We start from the raw sequence: 24,525 nt of genomic DNA on the forward strand, positions 1-24,525 counted from the left end.
AGAGACGCAACCCTATGTCGAAAGACGACCTGACATTCCGAGTGGCTTCGGATTTTGAGCCTGCGGGTGACCAGCCCCAGGCGATAGAGAAGCTGGTTGAGGGCATCCATGACGGCCTGATGCACCAGACATTGCTGGGTGTTACCGGCTCGGGCAAGACCTTCACCATGGCCAAGGTGATCGAGCAGGTGCAGCGCCCGACCATCATCATGGCCCACAACAAGACGCTGGCCGCCCAGCTCTACGGTGAGTTCCGGGATTTCTTCCCGGACAATGCGGTGGAATACTTCGTGTCCTATTACGACTACTATCAGCCGGAGGCCTATGTCCCGGCATCGGACACCTTCATCGAGAAGGACGCCTCGGTGAACGAGCATATCGAGCAGATGCGCCTCTCCGCCACCAAGGCCCTGCTGGAGCGCCCGGACGCGATCATCGTCTCGACCGTGTCATCCATCTACGGCCTGGGCGACCCGGAGTCCTACCTGCGCATGATCCTGCACGTGACCCGGGGCGAGCAGGTGGACCAGCGCGACATTGTGCGGCGGCTGGCGGAATTGCAGTACACCCGCAACGAGACCGAGCTGCAGCGGGGCAACTACCGGGTGCGGGGCGAGGTGATCGATGTGTTCCCGGCGGAGTCCGAGGACCAGGCGGTGCGCATCCAGCTGTTTGATGACGAGGTGGAGAACATTGCCTGGTTCGACCCATTGACGGGCGAAGTCATCCAGCGCGTGCCGCGCGTCACCATCTACCCCAAGACGCACTATGTGACGCCGCGCGAGAAGATCCTGAACGCGGTGGATTCCATCAAGGAGGAACTGGACGAGCGCCTGAAGCAGCTGCGCGACAACAACAAGCTGCTGGAGGCCCAGCGGCTGGAGGAGCGTACCCGTTACGACATGGAGATGATGCTGGAGCTGGGCTACTGCAACGGCATCGAGAACTACTCGCGCTATCTGTCTGGGCGCCAGCCGGGCGAGGCGCCACCCACGTTGTTCGACTACCTCCCGGACAATGCGCTTCTGATGATCGACGAGTCCCACGTGACCATTCCCCAGATCGGTGGCATGTACAAGGGCGACCGCTCGCGCAAGGAGACGCTGGTGGAGTACGGATTCCGGCTGCCCTCGGCGCTGGATAACCGGCCCATGCGCTTTGATGAGTGGGAGCGCATGGCGCCTCAGATGATCTTTGTCTCGGCGACGCCGGCCAAGTACGAGGCCGAGCATGCCGGGCAGGTGGCCGAGCAGGTGGTCCGGCCGACCGGGCTGGTGGATCCGGAGATCGAGGTGCGCCCGGCCACGACCCAGGTGGACGATCTGCTTTCGGAGGTGCGCCGCTGCGCCGAGGCGGGCGAACGGGTGCTGGTAACCACCATGACCAAGCGCATGGCGGAGGATCTGACGGATTTCCTGGAGGAGCACAATGTGCGGGTGCGCTATCTGCACTCGGACGTGGACACGGTGGAACGTGTGGAGATTGTACGCGACCTGCGCCGGGGTGAGTTTGATGTGCTGGTGGGCATCAACCTGCTGCGTGAGGGGCTGGATATGCCGGAGGTCTCACTGGTGGCGATCCTGGATGCGGACAAGGAGGGCTTCCTGCGTTCGGACCGGTCCCTGATCCAGACCATGGGGCGTGCGGCCCGGAATGTGAATGGCAAGGCGATCCTGTACGCGGACCGTGAGACGGGCTCGATGCGTCGCGCCATTGATGAGACGGAGCGCCGGCGCGAGAAGCAGATGGCTCACAACGAGGCGCACGGGATCACGCCCAAGGGGCTGGACAAGAAGGTGGCGGACATCATGGAGGGTGTGCATGTTCAGCGTAAGCGGGGTGACGGCAGCCGCGAGGTGGCGGAGTCGTCGGCGGAGTATTCGGTGGATGTGCATGGCAAGGATGCGGATCAGATGCTGAAGGAGATCGATCGGCTTGAGGATGAGATGTACAAGGCGGCGTCGAATCTGGAGTTTGAGAAGGCGGCTCGGCTCAGGGATGAGGCGAATAAGTTGAAGGAGGCGGCTTTAAGGTATGGCTGAGGTGTTGTCTCAAGCCTGTTGATAGGCTGCCTGGCGTTCAGGGGAGCAGGGGATGCTCTCCGGGAAACGCTGTAAATACATCCCTGTACGCTGCTCTTCCGCCATCCATGGCTCCAGAGCTTCCCTCCGAGCATCCCCTGCTCCCCTGAACACCGAGTTTGTTTTCATTGCGTGTCTCGGGACGCCGCTCCTGCCGGGGGAGAGTGGTGGATCAGTTCTGGTTCGGCCCGGTGCGGAATTCGTCGGCGTACCAGATGCGGATGTCGCCGATCCAGGGGAGGTCTTTCGTGCGGGACTTGAGCTGGCAGGTGAGGCACTGCTGGTCGCGGGAGTCCTCGTTCACCGCCGTGCGGCTTTCCAGGTAGAGCTCCACGGAGACTTCGTCCGAGAGGTAGTGCAGCCGGGGCGGGCAGGTGTTGTGGAAGTTGATGAGGTCGCCCCAGCGTTCCTCGAGTTCGTTGGCCACGGCGCTGCGCGAGGGCAGGATGGCGGCGTGGACGTTCTGTTGGACGGCTTCGTCCTCGGCGTCGATGTGGAAGGTGACCTCGCGCACGTCCGGCACGGCCTCGAGCAGGCGGTGCTCGGCACGCACGCCGATCTCGTGGCCTTCGGAGACGCTGACTTCCGGGTCTACCTGGAGGTGGATGTCGAGGAGGAAGTCGGAGCCCATGCGGCGGCTCTTGATGGCATTCACCGAGCGGACCCCTTCGGTGGCTTCGGCGACTTCGCGCAGGTGGCGCTGTTTTTCCACCGGCATGGCGGTGTCCACCAGTTCCTTGACGTTGTCCCAGGCGAGGTGCCAGCCCACACGGGCGACGATCACGGCGATGCCGCAGGCGGCGACGGCGTCGAGCCAGGGGTAGCCGAGCATGGCCCCGGAGGCGCCGAGCATCACCACGATGGAGGAGAAGGCGTCAGTGCGGCTGTGCCAGGCGTTGGCCACCAGCAGGTCGGAGCGGATGGCTTTCCCAACCCTGAGGGTGTAGTGGTAAATCCATTCCTTGCCGAGGACGGCAGCACCGGCCACGACCAGTACCGGCCATCCGGGCACGCCGAGTTCGGAACTCATGACCCGCTGCGCGGCTTCCCAGGCCAGGGCGCCGGCAAGTGCGATCAGGGCACTGCCAAGAATAACGGCGCCCAGTGTCTCGAAGCGTTCGTGACCATAGGGGTGGTCTTCGTCCGGCTCCTCACGGGAGATGCGGAACAGCACCAGTACCATGATGTCCGAGGCGACATCGGAGAAGGAGTGGACGCCGTCCGCGATCAGGGCATAGGAATTGTAGAAAAAGCCGACGATGACCTTCACCACGCCCAGAAGGGCGTCGAGAACGAGCCCAACGAGGGTTACCCTGCGCGCGGACTGGAGCTCGCTTTCCGGCGCACGGTCAAGGGCTGTGTCTTCAGATGCATTCATAAACCGCACTGCTTCTCTCGGGCGCGCTCAGGATAACCCGGATACGGCGACCGGGGACAGGGCGCAGTGTAAATGGTCTGGCCAACCCTTTCATTCTTCAATGGTAAGGAACGGGGTTGATTTTATGCACAGAAGTGGTGCTGGATCCAGTTATTCGCAAAATGCTGTCAGAAGCCGGACTTAGCGCACGCACCTTTATAAATAACTGAAAAATAAAAGAAAAATTATTGGTTAAAAAATGTACAATCTGCAGATCTCCGCCATTGGCAGGCGGTCTGGCGGTTTGCCACAAAAAAATTCACAGAGTTTTCCACAGATTCCGTGGAAAAGGTCATGCCTCTGTCATCGCTCTGACACGGAAAGCGCTTAACGGCCACCGCCTCCATTCCTGTATACTGCTGGCTTTACAGCAGAAAACCACCCCGGTGATCCCCAATGTACCAGGCCCTGCGCCCCCTTTTTTTCCGGCTCCCTCCAGAGACGGCCCACTGGCTGGCGCTGGAATCGGCACGAGCGGTTGCGGGAACCGGGCTTCTCGGGCGTCTGTGGCCCGCACCCCCTGCTGCGCCCGTTGAGGTGATGGGGCTGACCCTGCCGAATCCGGTAGGGCTGGCCGCAGGCCTGGACAAAGAGGGGCGCTACATTGATGCCCTGGGGGAACTGGGGTTCGGGTTCCTGGAAATCGGCACCGTAACCCCGCGCCCGCAGCCCGGGAATCCGAAGCCAAGGCTGTTTCGGCTACCGGCCCATGAGGCCATTATCAACCGCATGGGCTTCAACAACCATGGCCTCGAGGCCATGGCCGCCAACATCCGCGCCAGTCGCTACAGCGGCATACTGGGGATCAATGTGGGCCGTAACAAGGATACCCCGGCGGATCAGGCTCTGGATGACTATCTCGCCGGGATTGAACGCATGTGGTCGCTGGCGGACTATCTCACCATCAACGTCTCCTCTCCCAACACACCGGGTCTCCGGGATCTGCAGCACGGGGATGCACTGCGGTCGCTGCTGGCCGGGATCCGAGAGAAGCAGCTGGCGCTAACCGAGTCCATGGGCCATTACGTGCCGATCGCGGTCAAGGTGGCGCCGGACATGGATGAAGCCGCTGTCCGCTTTATGGCCCAGACGCTGCGCGGGGTGGGGATGGATGGTGTCATCGCCACCAATACCACGGTGGATCATTCGGCGGTGCTGCGGGATCCACAGGGCGAGGAAACCGGTGGTCTGAGCGGTCGTCCGCTGGCGGAACCGTCCACGGCGGTGATCCGCCAGCTGCGTGCAGAACTGGGGGCGGATTTCCCCATCATCGGGGTAGGCGGTATTACCAGCAGTGCGGGGGCGCTTGCCAAGATCCGGGCTGGGGCCTCGGCGGTCCAGCTGTATTCCGGGCTCATCTATCGGGGGCCGAAACTGGTCGGGGATTGCGTGCGCGCCATTGAGGGGGGCTCCGGGGCCTGAACGAAAACGGGCCCGCTCTGGCGGGCCCGTAGGGGACGAGTGGTCCCCTTTTCGCGTATGCAGAGATGGAGTCTCTGTATGTGTCAGGGGGCGGGTGGCCCCCTCAGGTCTGTAGCCCCTTTACGGTGGCATGCAGTGCTTTCAGGTTTTTACGGGTCGGCCGCCTCGCGGCAGTCGCTTCACGCTGTCAGATTCGGCATCTTGTGTATTGAGGAGACACCCTGTGTCAGTCCGCTCCAATGGTCTTCCCGACCTTCCCGCCACCCGTTCATCCATTCCTGACGGGTCTCCGGTTTATCCAGTGGGCAGATTTCCTTGGATCTGCCGGACAAACCTGCCATGTAACCGCGTTTGTAGGCGCGGGCTGACATGTCTCGCTTCTGTCTTTTCATGCTCTTTACCTCATGTGGTCATGTCGGTCATGAGCGTGCGCACGAGTCCGCCACCCTTGGATGAGCACCCGTCGCGGTCTGTCGGCAGCGTGAAACCGACGGTGATCCGCTCAGGGGCGTTGGCGGATGGATCGATCCTGTCAGGGCCCTTGCCGCCTGATCTTCACAGGCGGTGTCATTGACGCGTCATAGTCAGTAAAGCGCAAAATCTGAGCAGTGTATACCCAGATAAAACCAATCATGCCCAGGGTTCTGATTGGCGACGCCAATAACCCTTCTGTGACGGGCACAAACGCCAAGGATCCGTGGAATTGAAGACCAATGATTTTTTTGTAACCGCCTCATGGGGCCTTCTGGAACTGCTGGCGGATGAGATGGCCGCCTTTGGTATAGAGGTGACCGGGCGTGCGTCCGCCGGGCTCTGGGTGCGGACGGATATGGCCGGTGCCCGTGGTATATGCCTGTGGTCGCGCCTGGCGAGCCGGGTCATCCTCCATCTCCACCGGGCCCCGGCGGACAGCGCGGACACCGTGCGGCAGGCGGCGAAAGCCATTCCCTGGGAAGAGTGGCTGCGCCCGGAGATGACTTTCCGGGTCCGCTTCCAGGGCACCCACGGCGATATTCTCAGTCCGCGCTTCGGCGCCCAGTGCGTGAAGGACGGGCTGATGGAACGGGTCCGCAGCCAGGGTGTAACAGAGCCGGTCATGACGCCCGATCAACCGGATCTGCCGATACAGGCGAGACTGCGGCAGGGCCAGCTGGAGCTGGGGCTGGATATGGCCGGTGCCAGCCTGCATCAGCGCGGCTACCGCAGTGAGGCCGGCGAGGCACCACTGCGCGAAACCCTGGCCGCCGGCATTCTGTACCGGGCCGGGTGGCCGCAAGTGGCCAGCGCTGGTGGGGATCTGGCGGACCCTTTCTGTGGCTCCGGGACCATTCTGGTGGAGGCTGCCATGATGGCGACGGATACCGCGCCCGGGCTGTTCCGTGGCTTTGCCTTTGAGGGGTGGCCGGGGAGCACCGAAGGCTGGCCCGAGCAGCAGGCGCAGGCGGACGAGCGCCGGGCACGGGGGCTGGCGAACAGTCGGGTCCGTTTCAGGGGTACGGACATGGATGGCCGCGTGGTGGCTGCGGCCTGGCGCAACATCGAGCGCGCCGGCTTCAGTGACCGGATCCATGTGGAGAAATGCGACGTCGCGGACTGGCGTATGCCGGAGAAGGCGAGAACCGGCCTGATCCTGACCAATCCGCCCTACGGCAACCGGCTGGAGTCCCGGGAGCGGGCGGCGGAGCTGTTCCGGATCCTGGGGGAACGGCTCCGCAGCGAGGCTGTGGGCTGGCGCTTCGGGCTGCTGTTGTCGGAATCGGAGTTGGGGCATCAACTGGGTCTGCGCTCACGGCGCCAGTACCGGTTCTACAACGGCTCACTGGAAACCACGCTGCTGCTGTTCGACATCCGGGAGAGCGAGTTCCGCCAGCCGGAGCAGTCGCTGGAAGAGGTGCGCACGGGCATCCCGGAGCCCGCGATCCACAACGAGGAACGGGCCGCGATGCTGGCCAACCGGCTGCGCAAGAACCGGCGCCACCTGCGCCGGAAGATCAATCAGGCGCCCGACGAGAGCCATTGCCTCTATGACGCGGATATACCGGAATACGCGGTGCGCATTACCCAGACCGGGGAGCAACTGACCATTATGGAATACGCGCCGCCTGCCTCGGTACCGGAGAAGGCGGCGCGCCAGAGGCTTGCGGAGGTACTGGCAGTGGCACCGGATGTGCTGGGTATTGACCCCGGTGCCGTGTCCTACGAGTACGTCAGGCGCTGAAACCGGACAAGTGGTTCAGAAGTCCAGCCGCAGGCCGACGTTCCACTGGCGGATGCGGATGCTTGTTGTGGTGTCCTGGTGCAGCTGGCCGTATTCCACGAACAGACTGGAGTTGCCAATGAAATCCACATCCGTGCCCACCAGCCAGCTGCGGCTCATGCTGGTGTCGAGGTAGGGCTCCTCGGTCACGGTCACATTGCCGTCGTCGTCCTCACTGGTGCGCGTGGCCGTGGTCTCCACATGGCTCATTCCGAACTGCGCGTAGGCGCGTGAGAACATTGTCCAGTGGTAGTAGACGCCGATGTAGGCGCTGGCGTAGTAGTCGATGTCCAGTTCCAGGTCGGCGGTCTCTTCCTGGGGAGAGGGCGCCGCGCCACCCCGTGCCTCGACCTTGACGTAGTCATTCAGGAACTTGCCGATCACGATTCCCGAGGTGGTGACGGTGGTCTTGCCGTTGCCGTCACTCAGGTTCTTGTGCCGGAAGTGCGAGCCGGTCACACCGAGATAGTACTCGCCGGCCTTGCTTTCAGCTTCCGGCTGCTGGGGGCGCTGCGGTCTCTGCTGGGCCATGGCCGGCAGGCTGGTGGCCACCAGGAGCGCAGTGCAGGTCAGGAGAACGGGAATGCGGCGCATAGGCTGGCTTATCCGTGGCGCTGAATTGCCGCGGATTGTCACCCACCTGGAGCGCGTTGTCGTCGAAACCGGTCACAAAGTCCGCGTTCAGCCGGAGGAATCCGGGTCGGTCAGCCCTTCCTCGCGCGCGAGCAGGAGCTGGGCGTAGACCGCGTTCTCGGCCACGCTGGCATCCAGGGTCTCGCGCAGGATGATGTCCTGGTAACGGTCGTTGAGACTTTCGAAGCTCTCATGGTGAAGCAGGGCGGTCATGGGCGCCAGTTCGAACCCGGCCTGGATGCCCAGGGCCTCGCACAGGAAATCCAGCAGCTGGTCGTCCGGGTCCAGGCCGTCCGAGAATACCGTGGTCTCGCCCAGGTCCTCGTTCATTTCCCGCAGCACGTCCACCGGTGCCACGCCCTTTTCACGGAAGAACTCGTCATCCAGCAGGCGTTCGTCCAGGTCCTCCGCCAGCCAGTCGTCCTCGGGGCGGATAATGACGTACTTGATCCGGCCGTCGCTCAGGGACCAGGCCACGGCAGTGGGGAACAGCCGCGGCCCGTTGTCGTCGTACTCGAATTTGAGAAACTGTGGAATCCGCATGGGGGTCTCATCCTGCGCTATGCTGGTGGGGCCCAATGGTAAACCCGTACACTTTCTGAGGCGAGACGCAGACGGGAGCCCGCATGGAACTGAACACCTTCAACGAGGGCCTGCTCGAATTTCTGGGGCAGTCCCCAACGCCCTGGCATGCCGTAGACAACATGGCCGGGATGCTCGAAGCGGCCGGATTCCAGCGCCTGGACGAGGGCGAGCCCTGGTCGCTGGAGGCCGGGCAGGGCTATTACGTGGTGCGCAATGGGTCGGCGCTCGTGGCTTTCCACACCGGGCGGCGATCGCCGGTGGAGGCCGGCTGGCGCATGATGGGCGCACACACGGACAGCCCCTGCCTGCGCGTCAAACCCAACCCCGAGATCCGCCGCAACGGCTGCCTTCAGCTGGGCGTGGAGGTCTATGGCGGGGCGCTGCTCAATCCCTGGTTCGACCGGGATCTGTCCATGGCGGGGCGGGTGACCTATGAGGACGATCAGGGCCGCAGACGAGACGCCCTGGTGGACTTCCGCCGGCCCGTGGCGGTGATCCCCTCGCTGGCGATCCATCTGGACCGGGATGCCAACAGCAGCCGCAGCATCAACAGCCAGCAGCACCTGCCGCCGGTGACCCTGCTCACCGCGGAGCATCCGGACACGGATTTCGCCCAGCTTCTGGCGCAGCAGCTGCGGGCTGACCAGCCGGAGATCAGCCTGCGCCGGGTGCTGGAGCACGAGATCTGTCTCTACGATACCCAGGCTCCGGCCCGGGTGGGTATGGCCGGGGAGTTCATCACCTCCGCACGGCTGGATAACCTGCTGAGCTGCTGGCTGGGCGTCCAGTCGCTGCTTGCCTCGGACGGCACCCAGCCAGCCCTGGCGGTGTTCAACGACCATGAGGAAGTGGGCAGCATGACCGCCGAGGGCGCCCAGGGGCCCCTGCTGGAATCCGTGCTGCAGCGCTGGGTCGAAGGCGAGGACCGGCATCGGGCACTGGCCCGCTCCATGATGATGTCCGTCGACAATGCCCATGCCATCCATCCCAATTACCCGGACCACTACGACGACGCCCACGGCCCGGTGATGAATGAGGGGCCGGTGATCAAGATCAACCGTAATCAGCGTTACGCCAGCAGTACCCGCACCAGTGGCCTTTTCCGGCACCTGAGTGGCGAACTCGGGGTGCCCTGCCAGACTTTCGTGGTGCGTTCCGACATGGGCTGCGGCAGCACCATTGGCCCCCTGACCGCCGCGGGTATTGGTATCAGTACTCTGGATGTGGGCGTTCCCCAGCTCGCCATGCATTCCATCCGGGAGATGGCGGGCAACCGTGACGCGCACACGCTCTACCGTGTGCTGCGCCGCTATTTTGAACTGGACAGTCTCTGGGACTGAGTGAGGCAACGATGGCATTGACGCTGGCATTTGATGTCTACGGAACCCTGGTGGATCCCTCCGGCATGGTGGTGCATCTGAGACAGGATGCAGGGGACGCGGCGGATGCCGTCAGCCGGCTCTGGCGGGAGAAGCAGGTTGAGTACGCCTTCCGGCGTGGCCTGATGCGCTGCTACAAGGATTTCGGGACCTGCACCCGGCAGGCGCTGCAGACCGCGTTCCGCGTTCACGGCCTGAGCCTGGACAGCGAGCGCGAGGACGCCCTGATCCAGTCCTTCCTGGAACTGCCGGCGTTTCCGGATGCGCAGGAAGGGCTCCGGGCCGTGGCTGGATACCGGCGGTTCGCGTTCTCGAACGGCACCTATCCGGCGCTCGAGAAAGTACTCGGGCACAATGGGCTGCGCGAGCATCTTGAGGGGCTGGTTTCCGTGGACGATATCCGAAGCTTCAAGCCGGATCCGGCGGTGTATGCCTATGCGCGCCGGGCCACGGGGGCATTCGAGGCGCCACTGTGCCTGGTCTCCAGCAACAGCTGGGACGTGATCGGGGCCCGTTCCGCCGGACTGATGGCGATCTGGGTGAAGCGTGAGCCGGGTATGGTCTTCGAGGACTGGGGCTTTGAGCCCAATGCGGTCATAGGGGATCTGACCGAGCTGCCCGGAGTACTGGGCTGAAGATTGGCTCCCCGAGCTGGGCTCGAACCAGCGACAACCTGATTAACAGTCAGGTGCTCTACCAACTGAGCTATCGGGGAGCAGCAGGAGAGGGCGAATACTACCCATCCTGGCGTGAGGCGTCAATCCGCGACAGTGCCCGGGCGCGGCGGCGCTCCGCCTCCGAATCGAAATGCTCCGAACGCAGCTTCTCCAGTACATTGCGCCGGTCAGCCCGGGTCAGGTTGTCATTGTCCTGGATGCGCTGCTTCCGCTGCCGGTAGCGTTCCAGCCTGCGTTGCCACTGTGCGCGCTGATCGTCCAGTTCCGCCAACTGATCGGCCGCTTCGGCACCAAGTTCCCGTGTGCGCAGGGCATGGATTTCCGCATCACTGGCGCCTTCCTCGCGCATCCGGCGCGTTTTTTCCCGCAGGTTGGTATAGGTTCGTGAGCGCTCCCGCACCTGCTGTGCGTATTCCGGCAGATTCTCCTCAAGCTCCAGAATGCGTTCACGCTTCTCGTCGGTGCTGAGGTCCGGGTTGGACTGGATCCGCTGGCGGGCCAGCTGGTTCTCGATACGTCGCTGTTCGCGCCCGAAAAAGCCCTCGGCCATGGCCTCGCCCAGGTGGCTGCGGCGCAGTTGCTTCAGGTCCTTCAGCACGTTCCTCATCCGCTCGGGGCTTGCTTCGCCCATGCGGGTTTCCAGGTTGGCCGCAGCTTTCCGGTAGTCCAGGTAGCGATTGAGGGTGTCAATGACGTCCTGGCGGATGGTTTCCGGAACGTCCTTCTCTCTCATGGCCTGGCGCATGCGCTCCCGCATTGCGGCTTCGTCCTCGGGGGATTGGGTCAGACCGATGAAAAAGTCCATGAATCGGCGCAGATCCCGGTCGTACACCAGGTTGCCGTTCATATCCACGCGGATGGCGCCGTCAATGGCAATGCCCTCCACCGTCTCATCCAGGGGCAGCTCCCGGGGTGCGGTTTCAGTGGGCTTGCGGTTGCCGTCCACCTCCGGCTCTGGGTTTGAGGGTTGCAGGGTTGTTACCGACCCCTCCGGGGAAGGCGCTTCGGGGCTTTCCGGGGACAGAAGGTAAAGGCTGAAAACGAACGTGATAGTGCCGGCGATTGCGCCGGGCCAAAGTCCATGCTTGATGCCCATGTCAGAGTACTCCGGTAACCCCGGCCCGTTACAGGCCGGGGTGTGCTCTGGAAGGCAGGATCAGAGTCCGGCCTGCTTGAGTCGGTTGGCCTGCTGGCGATACAGCTCGACCGGATCCGCCGCGTTGCGCGAGGTCATGCCGAACAGGTGATTCACCGTGTCCAGGTGGTTGAGGTCATACCCCACGCTGATCACCTCACCCAGCTTCATGCTGCAGGCCGGCACCAGACCGTCATTGGGCTCGTCGATCAGGGTGCCGGTTGCGGCCAGGAGGGGGTCACTGACGTCGGCCAGGTTCGTCTTGATCACGTCGCCGCCCCAGGAGTAATAACGGACTCCGTTCACTTCGCCGGCGCCGTCATTGCCGCAGTACTCGGATGGAACCCCTGCCGGGAAGTCCTGGTTGAAGGCAACGCTGCCATCCGTGGTCAGTGATTCAATGGCCGCGCCGGTGTCCTGTGGCAGGCCGCCACCGGAGGCTCCGTCCACGATGCTGAATACAATGTCACCGAGCCCATCCAGCTCGCCGCTGGCCATGTCATCCGCGACGGGCGTACCCCAGTTCACGCCACTGACACTGGAGGCCGAGGCGACCAGGTCCGGCGCAACGCCGGCTACGTAGCGGACCGTTGGACCACCGTGACTGTGGCCGATCAGGTTCACTTTCCCGGCATCCGTGGTAGCGACAATCTCCTGGACCTGGGCCAGGAGCTGTTCACCGCGCACCTCGGTGGAATTCGCGGCCGAGACCTGGGGGACGTAGACGTCGGCGCCGTCTTCCGCCAGTGCGCCCGGAACACCGTTGAAGTAGTCGACGAACCCGAAAAGCTCATCGAAACCGGAGAGCCCATGCACGAGAACGATGGGGTATTCGGTTTCAGTGTAGCCCTGGTCATCACCCCAGCTGAAGAGACTGTCGAGGAAGCCAGCGCTTGCGCTGTGGGCGCCGAGGGTCAGGGCGAGAGCCGTGCCCGTGAAGACCGTTGCGGTCTGTTTCCGGAAGGTCATATCGATTTCCTTTTGTTGTTTGTCGAATAACCATTCAGGGGGCGTGTACTATCGCCAGCACGCCTTGTCCAGATTTCATCCAAGCACAAGGAGAAGAGGAAGGGCAGTGCTCTTTGTGGAATCGTGTTATCTGAACTGGTAAAAATGCGGAGCATTATGTAACCCGGTGACATGGATCACAGGCCCAGACGGATCAAAAGCACTTCCTGAGGGACCGGGCGAGTCGATACACTCGCTTCCCATGACGCAGAAAAACCGCAGCAACGAGCAGTTCCAGCCTCCGGTGTGGCTCCGCAATCCCCATCTGCAGACCGTCTGGCCCACGCTCTTCCGCCGGATCGACTTTGTGCCGGATACCACAGAGCGCCTGGAGACGCCGGACGACGATTTCCTGGATCTTGACTGGTACCAGCGCGGCAACGGGCGGCTGCTGGTCCTCAGCCATGGACTGGAGGGCTACAGCCGCCGCCCCTACATGCTGGGCATGGTGCAGGCGGCGTTGGCCAGCGGCTGGGATGTGCTGGCCTGGAACTTCCGCTCCTGCAGCGGCGAGATGAACCGCCAGCCGTGCTTCTATCACAGCGGTTCCAGCGACGACCTCTCGCTGGTGGTGGAGCGGGCGCTGGCTGAGTCGCCGGCCTATGACAGCATCGCGCTGGGCGGTTTCAGCATGGGCGGTAACGTCACCCTGGTCTACCTGGGGGAGCGTGGGGCATCACTGGATCCCCGCATCCGGGGTGCCGCGGTCTTCTCGGTGCCGTGCGATCTGGCAGGCAGCGCCCGGGAACTGGCCAAGCCCGCCAACCGCTTCTACATGAGCCGTTTCATGGATGAGCTGCGGGTCAAGGTCCGGGCCAAGCATGAGCTCTATCCCGATCTCATCCCCCTGGAGGGGCTCGACCGCATGAAAACCTTTGCGGAGTACGACGACCAGTACACCGCGCCACTGCACGGCTTCCGGGACGCCGAGGACTACTGGTACCGCTGCTCCAGCACCCGCTTCCTGGGGGGCATCCGGGTGCCGGCGCTGATCGTCAACGCGGCGGATGATCCCTTTCTGAGCCCCGGCAGCTACCCCCACGCGGAGGTGATGGACAACCGCCGGATCCGGCTGGAAGTTCCCCGTTACGGCGGCCATGTGGGCTTTGTGGGGGATGAGCGCAACGGGCATTACTGGTCCGAGTGGCGGGCGATGCGGTTCCTGGAGTCCCTGGACTAGTCCGTTTCCGCCAGCAGCGGCTGTAGTGCCTCCCACACACGGTCCCGGATAAGAGGCTGGGCTTTGGTAGTGGGGTGGATGCCGTCGTCCTGCATCATGCCTTCCTTGTTGTGGATGCCCTCAAGCAGGAAGGGGATAAAGGCCAGATCCTTCTTTTCCGCGAGATTCCGGTACTGCTGGCGGAACGCATCCGTATAGGTGCGCCCGTAGTTCGGGGGAATCTCAATGCCAACCAGCAATACCCTGGCGCCCTCGTCCCGGATGCGCTCGACCATGGCTGTGAGATTGGATTGGATGGTGCCCGGATCCTTGCCGCGCAGTCCGTCGTTGCCTCCGAGTTCCAGGATGACCAGTTCCGGGAATTGGGCTTCCAGCATCCGCTCGATCCGGCGCAGCCCGCCATCGGTGGTTTCACCGCTGATGCTGGCATTGACCACCTCCCATTCCGGTGCCTCCTGCGCCATGCGCTCTTCCAGCAGGCTGACCCAGCCGTCCTCCTCGGCGATGCCGTAGGCGGCACTCAGGCTGTCGCCGTAGACCACCAGGGTGTTCGCCGGGGCCGCTGCGGGGAGCAGCAGGATGAAGAGGCCAAGCGCGAGGGCGAACGCGAATGAACCGGAAAGGCTGCGATGCGTATTCCCTGAGGGTGTACCACGATGGGCGTGGCGATTAGGATTCACTGCTGTCATAGACCAACCGGAGACCATGGGTGAGTGAGGCAACTGACGCAATCATAAGGGCACAGGACCTGAGTCACCAGGTGCAAGTGGGGGAGGAGACACTGACCCTGCTGAGTGACATCAACCTCAGCGTGGCCGCCGGGGAGTCGGTGGCCATCCTGGGCCGCTCCGGTTCGGGCAAGACCACGCTGCTCGGGCTCCTGGCGGGGCTGGACCTGCCCACCGCCGGAACCGTGGACCTGGCCGGTGAGCGCATCAGCGCCATGGACGAGGACAGCCGTGCCCGCCACCGTGCCAACCGGGTGGGCTTCGTGTTCCAGTCCTTCCAGTTGCTGCCTACCCTGAGCGCGCTGGAAAACGTTCTGCTGCCGCTGGAACTCGGTGATGTGCGCGATGCCTCGGACCGGGCAAGGGAGCTGCTTGAGCGCGTGGGGCTGGGCGAGCGCCTAGGGCACACGCCCCGGCAGCTCTCCGGGGGTGAGCAGCAGCGGGTTGCCATAGCCAGGGCCTTTGCCGCCAACCCGGCGGTACTGTTCGCCGATGAGCCCACGGGCAACCTGGACACGACCACTGGCCAGCAGATTGCGGACCTGCTGATGGCGCTCAACGCCGAGCAGGGCACCACCCTGGTGCTGGTGACCCACGACGAGGAGCTGGCCGGGCGCTGTGACCGCCGCATCCGCATGGACGGCGGCAGGCTGCTCGACGCCACCACGGAGCCCTCCTCATGAGCGGTCTTCACCGGCTCGGGTGGCTCTCGCGGCGGGACTGGCGCCAGCGGGATGTGCGGGTGATGCTGGCCTCGCTCATGGTAGCCGTGGGGATCGTGGCGACCATCGGGCTGTTCGCCGACCACCTGCAGCGCACCATCATGAGCTCCGCCACCGGGTTCCTGGCCGCGGATCGCCAGCTGGCGTCTTCCCATCCACTGCCTGATGAATTCCGGAACGAGGCGGAGAGCCGGGGGCTGGCCACCGCGCGCCAGATCTCGTTTGCCACCATGCTCCAGGGTGGGGACGGCATGGAACTGGTGCGCGTACGGGCCGTGGATGGCGACTACCCCCTGCGGGGCGAGGTCGAGATGCAGGACGCGCCCGGCGAACCAAGGCGGATGGTGGATCATGGCCCGGAGCAGGGCGGGATATGGGTGAATTCGCGCCTTCTGAGACTCCTGGATGTTGAACCCGGTGATCGCGTTGGTGTTGGCGAGGTGCGGTTGCGCATCACTGGCGTTCTGGTGCGTTCCCCGGATGCGGGGTTCGACCTGGCCGCCCTGGCGCCCCGGGTGATGATGCACCATGCGGATGTGGAGGCGGCCGGCGTGGTACAGCCGGGCAGCCGTGTGACCTACCGGGATCTGTATGCCGGTCCGGAGTCGGATCTGAACGCCTTCCATGAATGGCTCAAGCCCAGGCTCAGTGAAGGCCAGCGCTGGCGCAGTGTGGAGGATGGCCAAGCCGGTGTTTCGGACGCCCTGGACCGGGCGGAACGCTTCCTGCTGCTCGGGGGCAGCCTGGCTGTACTTCTTGCCGCTGTGGCGGTGGCTGTTGCCAGCCGCCAGTATGCCCTGGGCCAGCGCGATACCGTGGCCCTGCTCAAGACCCTGGGGCTGGACGGGCGCACCATCGGCCGTCTTTACCTGCTGCGCCTGGGCCTCTGGGGCATTGTCGGCACGGGCCTCGGCCTGTTGCTCGCACTGCCGCTGTTCGCGGTTCTGGCCCACATCGCCAACCGCTTCCTGGAGGATCCGGTGGCCTGGCAGATCAGTCCGGCCGCGCTGCTGCCAGCGCTGGTCACCGCTTTCGTAGCGCTGTTCGCCTTTGCCTGGCCGCCCATCCGGCGCCTGCGCCGTGTCACCGCCATGCAGGTGCTGCGGGCCGCGCCCGGTGAGCATGGGCGCTGGGTGTTTCTGGATCTGCTGATCGCGGTGGTGGCCATCTTCGGGCTGCTCTGGTTCTACAGCGGCGAGGTCTGGCTGGTGCTGGCGCTGCTGGGCGGACTGGCTGCGCTACTGGCGGTTCTCACGCTGCTGTCCGCGGGCATCGTCAGTGTCCTCGGGCGTATCCGGGGCGGCAATCGCGCCTGGCGCCTGGCACTGGTGGCACTGTACCGCCACCGGCGTTCCGGGCTGGCCCAGATGTCGGTCTTTGCCATGGTCCTTATGCTGGCGGCAACGCTCTTCCTCACACGCTCGGCGCTGCTGGAGGACTGGCATCGCCAGCTGCCGGACGATGCGCCCAATCATTTCCTGATCAATATCGCTCCGGAGAAGGTGGACAGCGTCGGTGAATTTCTGGAGGAACACGGCATGAGCTTCGAGGCCCTGTACCCCATGGTCCGGGGCCGTCTGGTGCGGATCAACGATGAGCCGGTGCGTCAGGCGGTATCCAAGCATGAGGAGATCGGCGCACTGAACCGGGATCTGAACCTGACCTGGATGGAAAAGCTGCCCTCGGACAACAGCCTGGAACGCGGCCAGTGGTGGGATGAAACCGGGGGCGAGGGGGTTTCCGTAGAAGCTGAGCTGTTCGAGGAAATGGGACTCTCAATGGGCGATGAACTGACGTTCCGGATCGGGGGTCAGCAGGTCACCGCGCCGGTACGCAGTGTTCGCAGCGTGCAGTGGGAAAGTATGCGGCCGAACTTCTTCATGGTCTTCGCGCCCGGGAAGCTGGAAGAGCTGTCCGCCACCTGGCTGACGAGCTTCCATCTGGAGGAGGGGCGCAAGGACCTGCTCAACGAGCTGGGCCGGCAGTTCCCGGCGGTATCCATCCTGGAGGTGGATCATTTCATTGAGCGCATCCGGAGCATCATTGCCCAGGTGACCCGTGCCATGGAGGCGCTGCTCAGCATGATCCTGGTTTCGGCGCTGCTGGTGATGGCGGCCGTGGTCAGTGCCACCCTGGGGGCGCGTCAGCGCGAAGGGGCCCTGCTGCGGACCCTGGGTGCCCGCAGGGGGCTGCTAGTGGGCAGCAGCATGCTGGAGTTCGCGCTCATGGGGCTGATTGCGGGCTTTCTCGGGGTGCTGGCGGCGGAGCTGGCGGTCTGGGCGCTGCAGTACCGGCTGTTCGAGGGCAGCTTCCGGCTGCACGCAGAGCTCTGGCTGATTCTTCCGGCAGTCAGTGCACTGGTGCTGGCGCTGATGGGGCGGTGGCAGCTGTCACCGGTACTGAACGTCTCGCCCATGCTGCTGTTACGCCGCCTGGAGGACTGAGCCCGTGGAAAAACAGCGGGCGAGCCTGCATACTATCAGGGTTCCTATCCCCAAATTCCCGGAGGGAGAGATTCGATGAACAACGAGCAGCTTCAGGCTCTGAAGGAGAAATACGTTGCCGCTGGCGGTGCCAGCCCCAACAAGCAGTTCGCCGATCACGCGGAGAACGCCGTGGTTTGGGATGCGGACGGCAAGCGCATGGTCGATTTTGCCGGAGGCATCGGTGTACTCAACCTGGGCCATCGCCACCCCCGGGTGGTTGAAGCGGTCAAGGGCCAGCTCGACAAGCTGATGCACACCTGCCAGACGGTGATGCCCTACGCCCCCTATGTGCAGCTGGCCGAAAAACTTAGCAACATCGTGCCGGTACGCGGCCATGGCAAGGTCTTCCTGGCCAACTCCGGAGCCGAAGCCCTGGAGAACGCCGTCAAGATCGCCCGTGCAAGCACCGGGCGCAGCAACGTCATCTGCTTCACAGGCGGCTATCACGGCCGGACCTTCATGACCATGGCGATGAACGGCAAGGTTCATCCCTACCAGACCGATTTCGGCCCCATGCCGGGTGGTGTCTTCCGCGCTCCCTTCCCGGTGCCGTATCACGGCGTGAGCGAAGAAGAAGCCCTTCGGGGTCTCGAGGCCACCTTCAAGGCGGATTCCGCGCCCCAGCACACCGCGGCCATCGTGATCGAGCCGGTCCTGGGTGAGGGCGGTTTCTACGCCGCATCACCGGAGTTCCTGCAGAAGATCCGGTCGATCTGTGACGAACACGGGATTCGCATGATCGTGGACGAGGTCCAGTCCGGTTTCGGTCGTACCGGTAAGATGTTCGCCATTGAGCACAGCGATGTGGAGCCGGACATGATGACCATGGCCAAGAGCATGGCCGACGGCATGCCGATCTCCGCCGTGGTGGGCACCGACCACATCATGGACAGCTCCGGCGGCAACTCCCTGGGCGGTACCTACACCGGTAACCCGCTGGCCTGCGCCGCGGCCATCGCTGCCATCGACGTGTTCGAGGAGGAGGACATCCTCGGCAAGAGCCGGGCCCTGGGCGCGCGCCTGGAAGAACGCTTCAACGATTGGCACCGGCGCTTCCCGCACGTGGACAACGTGCGTCGCCTCGGCGCCATGGCGGCCTTCGAGTTGGTGAAGAGCCGGGATACCCACGAACCGGATGCCGAGATGGCCGCGGCCATCGTGGGCAAGGTCAAGGAGAGGGGCCTGATCCTGCTCAGCTGCGGCATGTACGGCAATACGCTCCGGTTCCTGATGCCGGTGACCATCGAGAACGAGGTTCTCGAGGAAGGCCTGGGCATGATCGAGGAGGCGCTGGCCGAGGTTCACGGCTGAGCACCTGCTTCAGGATCGTAAAAAAGGGGCTCCCGCGGGAGCCCCTTTGTCGTTGCGGATCCTGTACCCGTGTTATTCCACTTCGATCCGGCGGGTGCCTCCGGACTGCTCCGGATCACGGCCAATGGTGATGGTCAGTACGCCGTTGCGGAACTTTGCCTTGAGGTCGTTCGCTTTTGCGTCCGCCGGCAGATCCAGGATCCGCTGGAAGGCGCCATAGCGGCGCTCGACAAAGTGGTAGTTGTCGTCGCTGTCGTCCCGTTCCTGTTGTTTCTCGCCCCGGATGATGAGCGCATCACCATCCACTTCCACCTTCACGTCATCCTTTTCAACACCGGGCATGTCCACATGCAGGGTGTAGCTATTCTCGCTCTCCTTGATGTCCACAGACGGCCGGAAGAAGTCGTCCGTTATCCCGCTGCCCAGTGCCGGCCACGGAGAAAGGCCGAACTGGCGGTAGAAATCATCAAAGAGTTGGTCCATCCGGTTGTGCAGGCTCATTACCGGATCGCGGCTCACCGCCTGTGAACTTCCTTCACGGGTTGCGGGAACGGAATTCAGGGTCTGTTGTTCACGGGCCTGCTCCTGTTCTTTCCGGAACCAGTTCCACGGGGAGATCTTTTTCAGGTCCATAGCATCACCTCCTCTGACGGATTCATCATGACCTTCTACCTTTATAGATGCAGGGCGGAAGCCGTGGTTTCAAGAGGTGGCCTGTACACCCGGCGCCTCAGGGGTTAAGGTTTCTGGCCGTCTTGTAACCCCATTCACAGGGCATCGCAGGAGGATTCCGTGACAAGCTGGCTGATGGCATTGATGGCGTTCGCCGTCTTTTTTCTTGGTTACCGCTACTACTCCCGTTTTCTCGCTGAACGCCTGTTTCAGCTGAGTCCGGACTACCGGACTCCGGCGCGTCGGTATGAGGACAGTGTGGACTTTGTTCCCACCAACAAGTTCATTCTCTGGGGCCACCATTTCACGTCCGTCGCGGGGGCCGCTCCCATCATCGGTCCAGCCATCGCCATGATCTGGGGATGGGGGCCGGCCCTGGCGTGGGTGCTGATCGGCACGGTCTTCATGGCCGGCATCCATGACTTCGGCACGCTCTGGGCATCCGTCCGCAACCGCGGCCAGTCGGTGGGAATGATCGCCCGCAACGTCATCAGCCCGCGCGCACTGATGCTGTTCCTGTTGATCATTTTCTTCCTGCTGCTGATGGTAAACGCGGTTTTTGCTGTGGCCATAGGTACACTCTTCTCGTCTTTCCCCGAAAGTGTTCTGCCGTACTGGCTACAGATTCCCATTGCCATCACCATCGGCTTCCTGGTCTATCGCCGCAACTGGCACATACTGGTGCCGTCACTGGTTGGGTTGGTTGCCCTGCTTTTCCTCGTCTATGCCGGCACCCTGGCGCCGCTGGGGTTGCCCGAGCAGATGGGCGGCTATTCCAGCACCGCCTGGTGGGTGCTGATCATGCTGGGTTACGGCGCTATCGCCTCACGCCTGCCGGTCTGGCTCCTGCTGCAGCCCAGGGATTTCATCAACTCCCACCTGCTGTTCATCTGTCTTGCTCTGGTCTATCTGGGTGTGTTTGTTGGCACGCCCGAAATTGTGGCGCCCATGTACAACACGGCCGTTCCCGACGATGCACCGCCGCTGCTGCCACTGCTGTTCGTAACCATCGCCTGTGGTGCCATTTCCGGATTCCACGGGCTGGTCAGCTCCGGCACCTCTTCCAAGCAGCTGGCGCATGAAACCGATGCCCGCTTTGTGGGCTATCTGGGGTCCACGGGCGAGGGGCTTCTGGCGGTTGCGGCCATTCTGGCGACGGGCGCCGGCTTTGCCACCGTGGGTGAGTGGAATGAGCATTACGGTTCCTGGGCCCAGGCGAGCAGCCAGGGGATTGCGGCTTTCGTCGAGGGGGCCGGCAACCATGTGAACAACCTTGGTATTCCGGTGGAGGTGGCCACCACCTTCATGTCGATGATGGTCGTAGCTTTCGCAGCGACCACCCTGGACACCAGCATGCGCCTGCAGCGGTTCATTCTGGGTGAAATCGGTCGTCAGTACCGGATGCCGGCCCTGGGTAACATCAACTTCGCCACTGTTCTGGTGTTCCTGAGCTGTGCCGCGCTGGCGTTCTTCGCCGACCCCTCCAATCCGGGGGCGGGTGGCATGGTGCTCTGGCCATTGTTCGGCACCACCAACCAGCTCACAGCCGGGCTTTCCCTGCTGGTGCTGACCCTGATCCTGTGGCACCTGAAACGCCCGGTCATCTACAGCCTGGTGCCGTTCCTGTTTGTGGGCGCGATGACCATCTGGAGCATGATCATCAACATCGGCAGCTATCTGCGGGACGGCAACATGCTGCTGGTGGTGATCGGTGGTTTCATCTTCGTGCTCAACATCTGGCTGATTCTCGAAGGCGTTAACGCGGTGCGCCAGAAGCGTGATCCCTCGGAAATGCTGGATATGAACAATGATTAGGCAGGGGCTGCAGCGCCTGTTCTCGTTCTATGATGAGATGTACCAGGCGCCTTATCGCCGGATCGAACGTCGTGCCCAGCGTCGGAAGGACGACCTGTTCCGGCTCATGGTGCTGTCCGAGTCACTGGGCGTTCCCAATCCGGCGGCCTTCTATACCCTCGAGCTGGTGCCCTTCATGCTGGAAGACTTCCACGACTGGCACCAGCGCATGGGCATGGAGCATTCCCCGCTGGAGGGCTTCCGTTGCTGCTAGGACGACTCTTCGGGCGCAGGTCCGCGCCGGTGGATACGGGCGAGGGTGCGCGGCTGGTGTTCTTCGGGGGCAAGGGGGGAGTGGGCAAGACCACCTGCGCTTCCGCCTATGCCCTGGGCCGGGGCCAGGAAGGTGAGCATGTGCTGGTTATCTCCACGGACCCGGCCCATTCCCTGGGGGATCTGTGGCTGACGGCGCTCGATGCCTCGCCCCGACCGGTGGCCAAGGGTGTGGAGGCGCTGGAGCTGGATCCCGCAAAGGCCCTGGAGCGCTACATCAGTCAGGTCCGCGATAACCTGCGGGACCTGGCCAGCCCGGAAGTGCGCGAGGCGGCGGAACGTCAGGCCTCACTTGCCGCCGGCGCGCCCGGCGCTGAAGAAGCGGCCCTGCTGGATGAGCTGGTACGCCTGACCCTCGAGAATGAGCACCGATACGACCGGATCGTGTTCGATACCGCGCCTACGGGGCATACGCTTCAGCTGCTTCAGCTCCCGGAGGTGATGCGGACCTGGACGGACGCGCTTCTGGAGAAACGCCGGGAGGCGATGGACACCAGCAGTGCGCTCCAAGGCGAGGAAGGCAGCCCGGAGGACCGGGCCGCGCGGATCCTGACCGAGCGCCGGGACCGTTACATGGCGATGCGGGACCGCCTGAGGGATCCGAACCGGACCCGGTTCATTCCGGTGCTGAACCCGGACCGCCTGTCACGGGAGGAAACCCACCGCATGGTGGCAACCCTGGAAGAGGTGAATGTCCGGGTGGATACCCTGATCCTCAACCGCGTCCTGCCCGAGAGTGCGGACGGGGATTTTGCCCGTCGGCGTCGCGAGTCCGAGGCGGACCACATCGAGGCGACCCGCAGGGCCTTCCCGGCGCTCACCCTGATCCAGCTGCCCCTGAACGCGGCTGATGTGAGCCGTGACCAGGGGCTTGAGGCACTGGCCGGGGCGCTCTAGGCCCAGGCCTTCTCCAGTACCGCGCGGGCGTCCTCCAGTGAGGCTTCCTTCGGGTTGAACATAATGGAGCCATCGTCGATGGTCATCTGCGCGATGCGGTCCAGCTGGCTCTTTTCCACCTTGCCGGTTTCCTGCAGCGTGCGCGGCAGCCCGCAGTGGCGGTGGAGGTCGTCACGCAGCTTGCGGATGGTCGCGATGGACTCCTCGGCGCGCTGGCTCTTCGGGGTCATGGCGTAGATCTCGGGCCCTGCCAGGTGCAGCAACAGCTCGCTCAGGGGCTCGCGGATCTGCCCCAGGTTGTACTCCAGCACATAGGGCAGGAACAGGCTCATGCACAGCCCGTGGGGCAGGTGGCAGACCGCACCCAGTGAATGCCCGAGCGCGTGTACCAGGCCGACCATCGAGTTCGAGAAGGCAATACCGGCCATGGTGGAAGCCTGGGCTAGTTCCAGACGGCGCTCGGCGTCGTCCGGCTTTTCCATGACCTTCAGCAGGTTGTTGCTGATCTTCCTGATGGCCGCTGCCGCGTAGGCGTCGCTCAGCGGGTTCTTGGCCAGGCAGGTGAAGGCTTCCACCGAGTGGGTCATGGCGTCCATGCCCGTGGCCGCCGTAATCTGGGGCGGCAGGGTGAGCGTCATGCGCGGGTCGATCACCGCTGCGTCCGGCAGCATGAAGCTGGACGCGAACGGCAGCTTGACCTCTTTCTCGGTATCCGCGATCACGGCCACGTTAGTGACCTCGGAGCCGGTACCGGCGGTGGTCGGGATCACGAAGAACGGCTTGAGCGGGCGCTTGAGAACACCGGAGCCGGCGTACTGGGCAATGTCGTCACCGCCTTCGGACACCAGGATGTTGACCGCCTTGGCGGTATCAATGGGCGAGCCGCCACCGATGGCCAGGATGCCATCGCACTTCTGCTTGCGGTATTCCTTCGCGATGGCCGTGACCGTCTGCTTGGAGGAGTCGGCGGGCACGTCGTCATAGACGACCGTGATGTCCATGCCGCCTTCCTCGCAGGCAGCCAGGACCTTGTCCAGCAGCCCGGCGTTACGCACGCCCTTGTCGGTGACCACCATGGGCCGTTCCACTGCACGGGAGCTGAACTCGTAGGGCAGGTGTTCCAATGCTGCCTGGCCGGCGATGACCTTGACCGGACAGAAGAATTCGTAATAGCTCATGATGACCTCACCGTGTCCACAAAATTCATCGCCACTTTCAGGTAGATCCGGGCCGCGCTGAAGACTTTTTCCGGCAGGCCCAGATTATCCGGGTACTCCTTCACCGCGCGCGATGCCACCAGCCGCGGCAGGATGAAGGTCTCGAGGCGGTTGAGCACGCGCGTCATGCGTACCGCGTAGCCCAGGTCGCCATCCACCAGCATGCGGTCATTGGCAAAGGACTGGGCGGTTTTCTCCTGGAACGACAGTACCAGGAAGGCGTGGTGCAGGTGCTTGAACTGGATGCTCAGATCCGGGCGCTGTGCAACACTGCCGCCAAGATACTGCAGGCTGCCGTCGCGCTGCTTGCGCATGAACAGCGCAGGCCCTTTCGGCATGACCTGCATCGAGAAAAGGAAGCCGTCAGGCAGGACGGTTACTTCGTTGCGTACCTGGTCGTCCACCTCGCTGATGGCTTCCAGTGAGCGGCCGACCACGTCCAGCATCAGCTGGACATAGGCGCGTTTGGCCTGTGACGCCAGGGGTCTCAAACGTTCTCGAATCATTGTGGTCGATTCCCTGAGTAGAGAGCGGTTACGGGTTGAACGTGGTAGGCTACGCCACCGTGTGCAGCCCACCTGAATTGTCCGA

The 24,525-nt window shown here is 63.5% G+C and carries 22 protein-coding genes and 1 tRNA gene; 12 read left to right on the plus strand and 11 right to left on the minus strand.

Features of this window, described 5'->3' with window-relative positions:
- Positions 1–14: 14 nt before the first annotated feature.
- Positions 15–2,042, plus strand: coding sequence for an excinuclease ABC subunit UvrB (uvrB, locus tag H4I92_RS12110; protein WP_077530838.1), 2,028 nt, complete (start codon positions 15–17; stop codon positions 2,040–2,042).
- 211 nt (positions 2,043–2,253) lie between these two features.
- On the opposite strand, the gene H4I92_RS12115 is transcribed toward uvrB, so the two are convergent.
- Positions 2,254–3,459 carry a cation diffusion facilitator family transporter gene (locus tag H4I92_RS12115; RefSeq protein WP_077530839.1) on the minus strand — a complete coding sequence of 402 codons (1,206 nt, stop codon included), beginning with the start codon at positions 3,457–3,459 and terminating at the stop codon, positions 2,254–2,256.
- 435 nt (positions 3,460–3,894) lie between these two features.
- Here H4I92_RS12115 and H4I92_RS12120 point away from each other — a divergent pair, with 435 nt between their 5' ends.
- On the plus strand, positions 3,895–4,920 hold the full coding sequence (locus H4I92_RS12120) for a quinone-dependent dihydroorotate dehydrogenase (RefSeq protein WP_077530840.1): 1,026 nt from the start codon (positions 3,895–3,897) through the stop codon (positions 4,918–4,920).
- A gap of 179 nt (positions 4,921–5,099) precedes the next feature.
- Here H4I92_RS12120 and rmf read toward each other — a convergent pair whose 3' ends face one another.
- Positions 5,100–5,312 (minus strand): ribosome modulation factor, encoded by a 213-nt coding sequence (rmf, locus tag H4I92_RS12125; RefSeq protein ID WP_077530841.1) that lies wholly within the window; start codon positions 5,310–5,312, stop codon positions 5,100–5,102.
- Between the two features lie 311 nt (positions 5,313–5,623).
- Between rmf and rlmKL the strand changes: the two genes are divergently transcribed.
- Positions 5,624–7,138, plus strand: coding sequence for a bifunctional 23S rRNA (guanine(2069)-N(7))-methyltransferase RlmK/23S rRNA (guanine(2445)-N(2))-methyltransferase RlmL (gene rlmKL / locus H4I92_RS12130; protein ID WP_080506802.1), 1,515 nt, complete (start codon positions 5,624–5,626; stop codon positions 7,136–7,138).
- Positions 7,139–7,153: 15 nt separating this feature from the next.
- Here rlmKL and H4I92_RS12135 read toward each other — a convergent pair whose 3' ends face one another.
- Positions 7,154–7,771, minus strand: a complete 618-nt coding sequence (locus tag H4I92_RS12135) for an outer membrane beta-barrel protein (RefSeq protein ID WP_077530843.1) — start codon at positions 7,769–7,771, stop codon at positions 7,154–7,156.
- An 87-nt stretch (positions 7,772–7,858) separates the two neighbouring features.
- Positions 7,859–8,353, minus strand: coding sequence for a hypothetical protein (locus tag H4I92_RS12140; protein ID WP_143512677.1), 495 nt, complete (start codon positions 8,351–8,353; stop codon positions 7,859–7,861).
- A gap of 83 nt (positions 8,354–8,436) precedes the next feature.
- Here H4I92_RS12140 and H4I92_RS12145 point away from each other — a divergent pair, with 83 nt between their 5' ends.
- Positions 8,437–9,735 (plus strand): M18 family aminopeptidase, encoded by a 1,299-nt coding sequence (locus tag H4I92_RS12145; RefSeq protein ID WP_077530845.1) that lies wholly within the window; start codon positions 8,437–8,439, stop codon positions 9,733–9,735.
- An 11-nt stretch (positions 9,736–9,746) separates the two neighbouring features.
- Positions 9,747–10,409, plus strand: coding sequence for a haloacid dehalogenase type II (locus tag H4I92_RS12150; protein ID WP_077530846.1), 663 nt, complete (start codon positions 9,747–9,749; stop codon positions 10,407–10,409).
- Between the two features lie 4 nt (positions 10,410–10,413).
- Here the strand turns inward: H4I92_RS12150 and H4I92_RS12155 are convergent.
- The 3 genes from H4I92_RS12155 to H4I92_RS12165 form a co-directional block, all read right to left on the minus strand.
- Positions 10,414–10,489, minus strand: a tRNA-Asn gene (locus tag H4I92_RS12155).
- Between the two features lie 20 nt (positions 10,490–10,509).
- Positions 10,510–11,547 carry a lipase secretion chaperone gene (locus H4I92_RS12160; RefSeq protein WP_077530847.1) on the minus strand — a complete coding sequence of 346 codons (1,038 nt, stop codon included), beginning with the start codon at positions 11,545–11,547 and terminating at the stop codon, positions 10,510–10,512.
- Positions 11,548–11,607: 60 nt separating this feature from the next.
- Positions 11,608–12,555, minus strand: coding sequence for an esterase/lipase family protein (locus H4I92_RS12165; RefSeq protein ID WP_077530848.1), 948 nt, complete (start codon positions 12,553–12,555; stop codon positions 11,608–11,610).
- 241 nt (positions 12,556–12,796) lie between these two features.
- On the opposite strand from H4I92_RS12165, the gene H4I92_RS12170 reads away from it, so the two are divergent.
- On the plus strand, positions 12,797–13,774 hold the full coding sequence (locus H4I92_RS12170) for a YheT family hydrolase (RefSeq protein WP_077530849.1): 978 nt from the start codon (positions 12,797–12,799) through the stop codon (positions 13,772–13,774).
- On the opposite strand, the gene H4I92_RS12175 is transcribed toward H4I92_RS12170, so the two are convergent.
- Positions 13,771–14,463, minus strand: coding sequence for an arylesterase (locus tag H4I92_RS12175; RefSeq protein WP_077530850.1), 693 nt, complete (start codon positions 14,461–14,463; stop codon positions 13,771–13,773). The two genes, H4I92_RS12170 and H4I92_RS12175, sit on opposite strands and share 4 nt — an antisense overlap.
- A gap of 20 nt (positions 14,464–14,483) precedes the next feature.
- On the opposite strand from H4I92_RS12175, the gene H4I92_RS12180 reads away from it, so the two are divergent.
- The 3 genes from H4I92_RS12180 (at position 14,484) to gabT (ending at position 19,021) form a co-directional block, all read left to right on the plus strand.
- The gene (locus tag H4I92_RS12180; RefSeq protein WP_077530851.1) at positions 14,484–15,185 is read left to right on the plus strand and encodes an ABC transporter ATP-binding protein; all 702 of its coding nucleotides are present in this window, start codon (positions 14,484–14,486) and stop codon (positions 15,183–15,185) included.
- Positions 15,182–17,668: an ABC transporter permease gene (locus tag H4I92_RS12185; protein WP_077530852.1), complete on the plus strand. Its 2,487-nt coding sequence runs from the start codon at positions 15,182–15,184 to the stop codon at positions 17,666–17,668. The genes H4I92_RS12180 and H4I92_RS12185 overlap by 4 nt, the downstream gene beginning before the upstream one ends.
- 75 nt (positions 17,669–17,743) lie before the next feature.
- Positions 17,744–19,021: a 4-aminobutyrate--2-oxoglutarate transaminase gene (gene gabT / locus H4I92_RS12190; protein ID WP_077530853.1), complete on the plus strand. Its 1,278-nt coding sequence runs from the start codon at positions 17,744–17,746 to the stop codon at positions 19,019–19,021.
- A gap of 72 nt (positions 19,022–19,093) precedes the next feature.
- On the opposite strand, the gene H4I92_RS12195 is transcribed toward gabT, so the two are convergent.
- A complete protein-coding gene (locus H4I92_RS12195; protein WP_077530854.1) occupies positions 19,094–19,654 on the minus strand; it encodes an Hsp20/alpha crystallin family protein in 561 nt (186 codons plus the stop codon).
- 159 nt (positions 19,655–19,813) lie between these two features.
- On the opposite strand from H4I92_RS12195, the gene H4I92_RS12200 reads away from it, so the two are divergent.
- From H4I92_RS12200 to H4I92_RS12210, 3 genes are read left to right on the plus strand one after another with little or no spacing between them, the layout of a single operon-like run.
- A complete protein-coding gene (locus H4I92_RS12200) occupies positions 19,814–21,508 on the plus strand; it encodes a carbon starvation CstA family protein (RefSeq protein ID WP_077530855.1) in 1,695 nt (564 codons plus the stop codon).
- Entirely contained in the window at positions 21,501–21,761 is a 261-nt protein-coding gene (locus H4I92_RS12205; protein WP_077530856.1) for a cory-CC-star protein, read from the plus strand. The genes H4I92_RS12200 and H4I92_RS12205 overlap by 8 nt, the downstream gene beginning before the upstream one ends.
- Positions 21,752–22,717, plus strand: a complete 966-nt coding sequence (locus tag H4I92_RS12210) for an ArsA family ATPase (protein WP_179105701.1) — start codon at positions 21,752–21,754, stop codon at positions 22,715–22,717. Before H4I92_RS12205 ends, H4I92_RS12210 begins: the two co-directional genes overlap by 10 nt.
- Here H4I92_RS12210 and H4I92_RS12215 read toward each other — a convergent pair.
- Together H4I92_RS12215 and H4I92_RS12220 are read right to left on the minus strand one after the other, a co-directional pair.
- On the minus strand, positions 22,714–23,895 hold the full coding sequence (locus tag H4I92_RS12215; protein WP_077530858.1) for an iron-containing alcohol dehydrogenase: 1,182 nt from the start codon (positions 23,893–23,895) through the stop codon (positions 22,714–22,716). The two genes, H4I92_RS12210 and H4I92_RS12215, sit on opposite strands and share 4 nt — an antisense overlap.
- Positions 23,892–24,440 (minus strand): hypothetical protein, encoded by a 549-nt coding sequence (locus tag H4I92_RS12220; RefSeq protein WP_077530859.1) that lies wholly within the window; start codon positions 24,438–24,440, stop codon positions 23,892–23,894. Before H4I92_RS12220 ends, H4I92_RS12215 begins: the two co-directional genes overlap by 4 nt.
- Positions 24,441–24,525: the final 85 nt, after the last annotated feature.

It is taken from the genome of Vreelandella halophila (assembly GCF_019903425.1).
Taxonomy (GTDB): domain Bacteria; phylum Pseudomonadota; class Gammaproteobacteria; order Pseudomonadales; family Oleiphilaceae; genus Halospina; species Halospina halophila.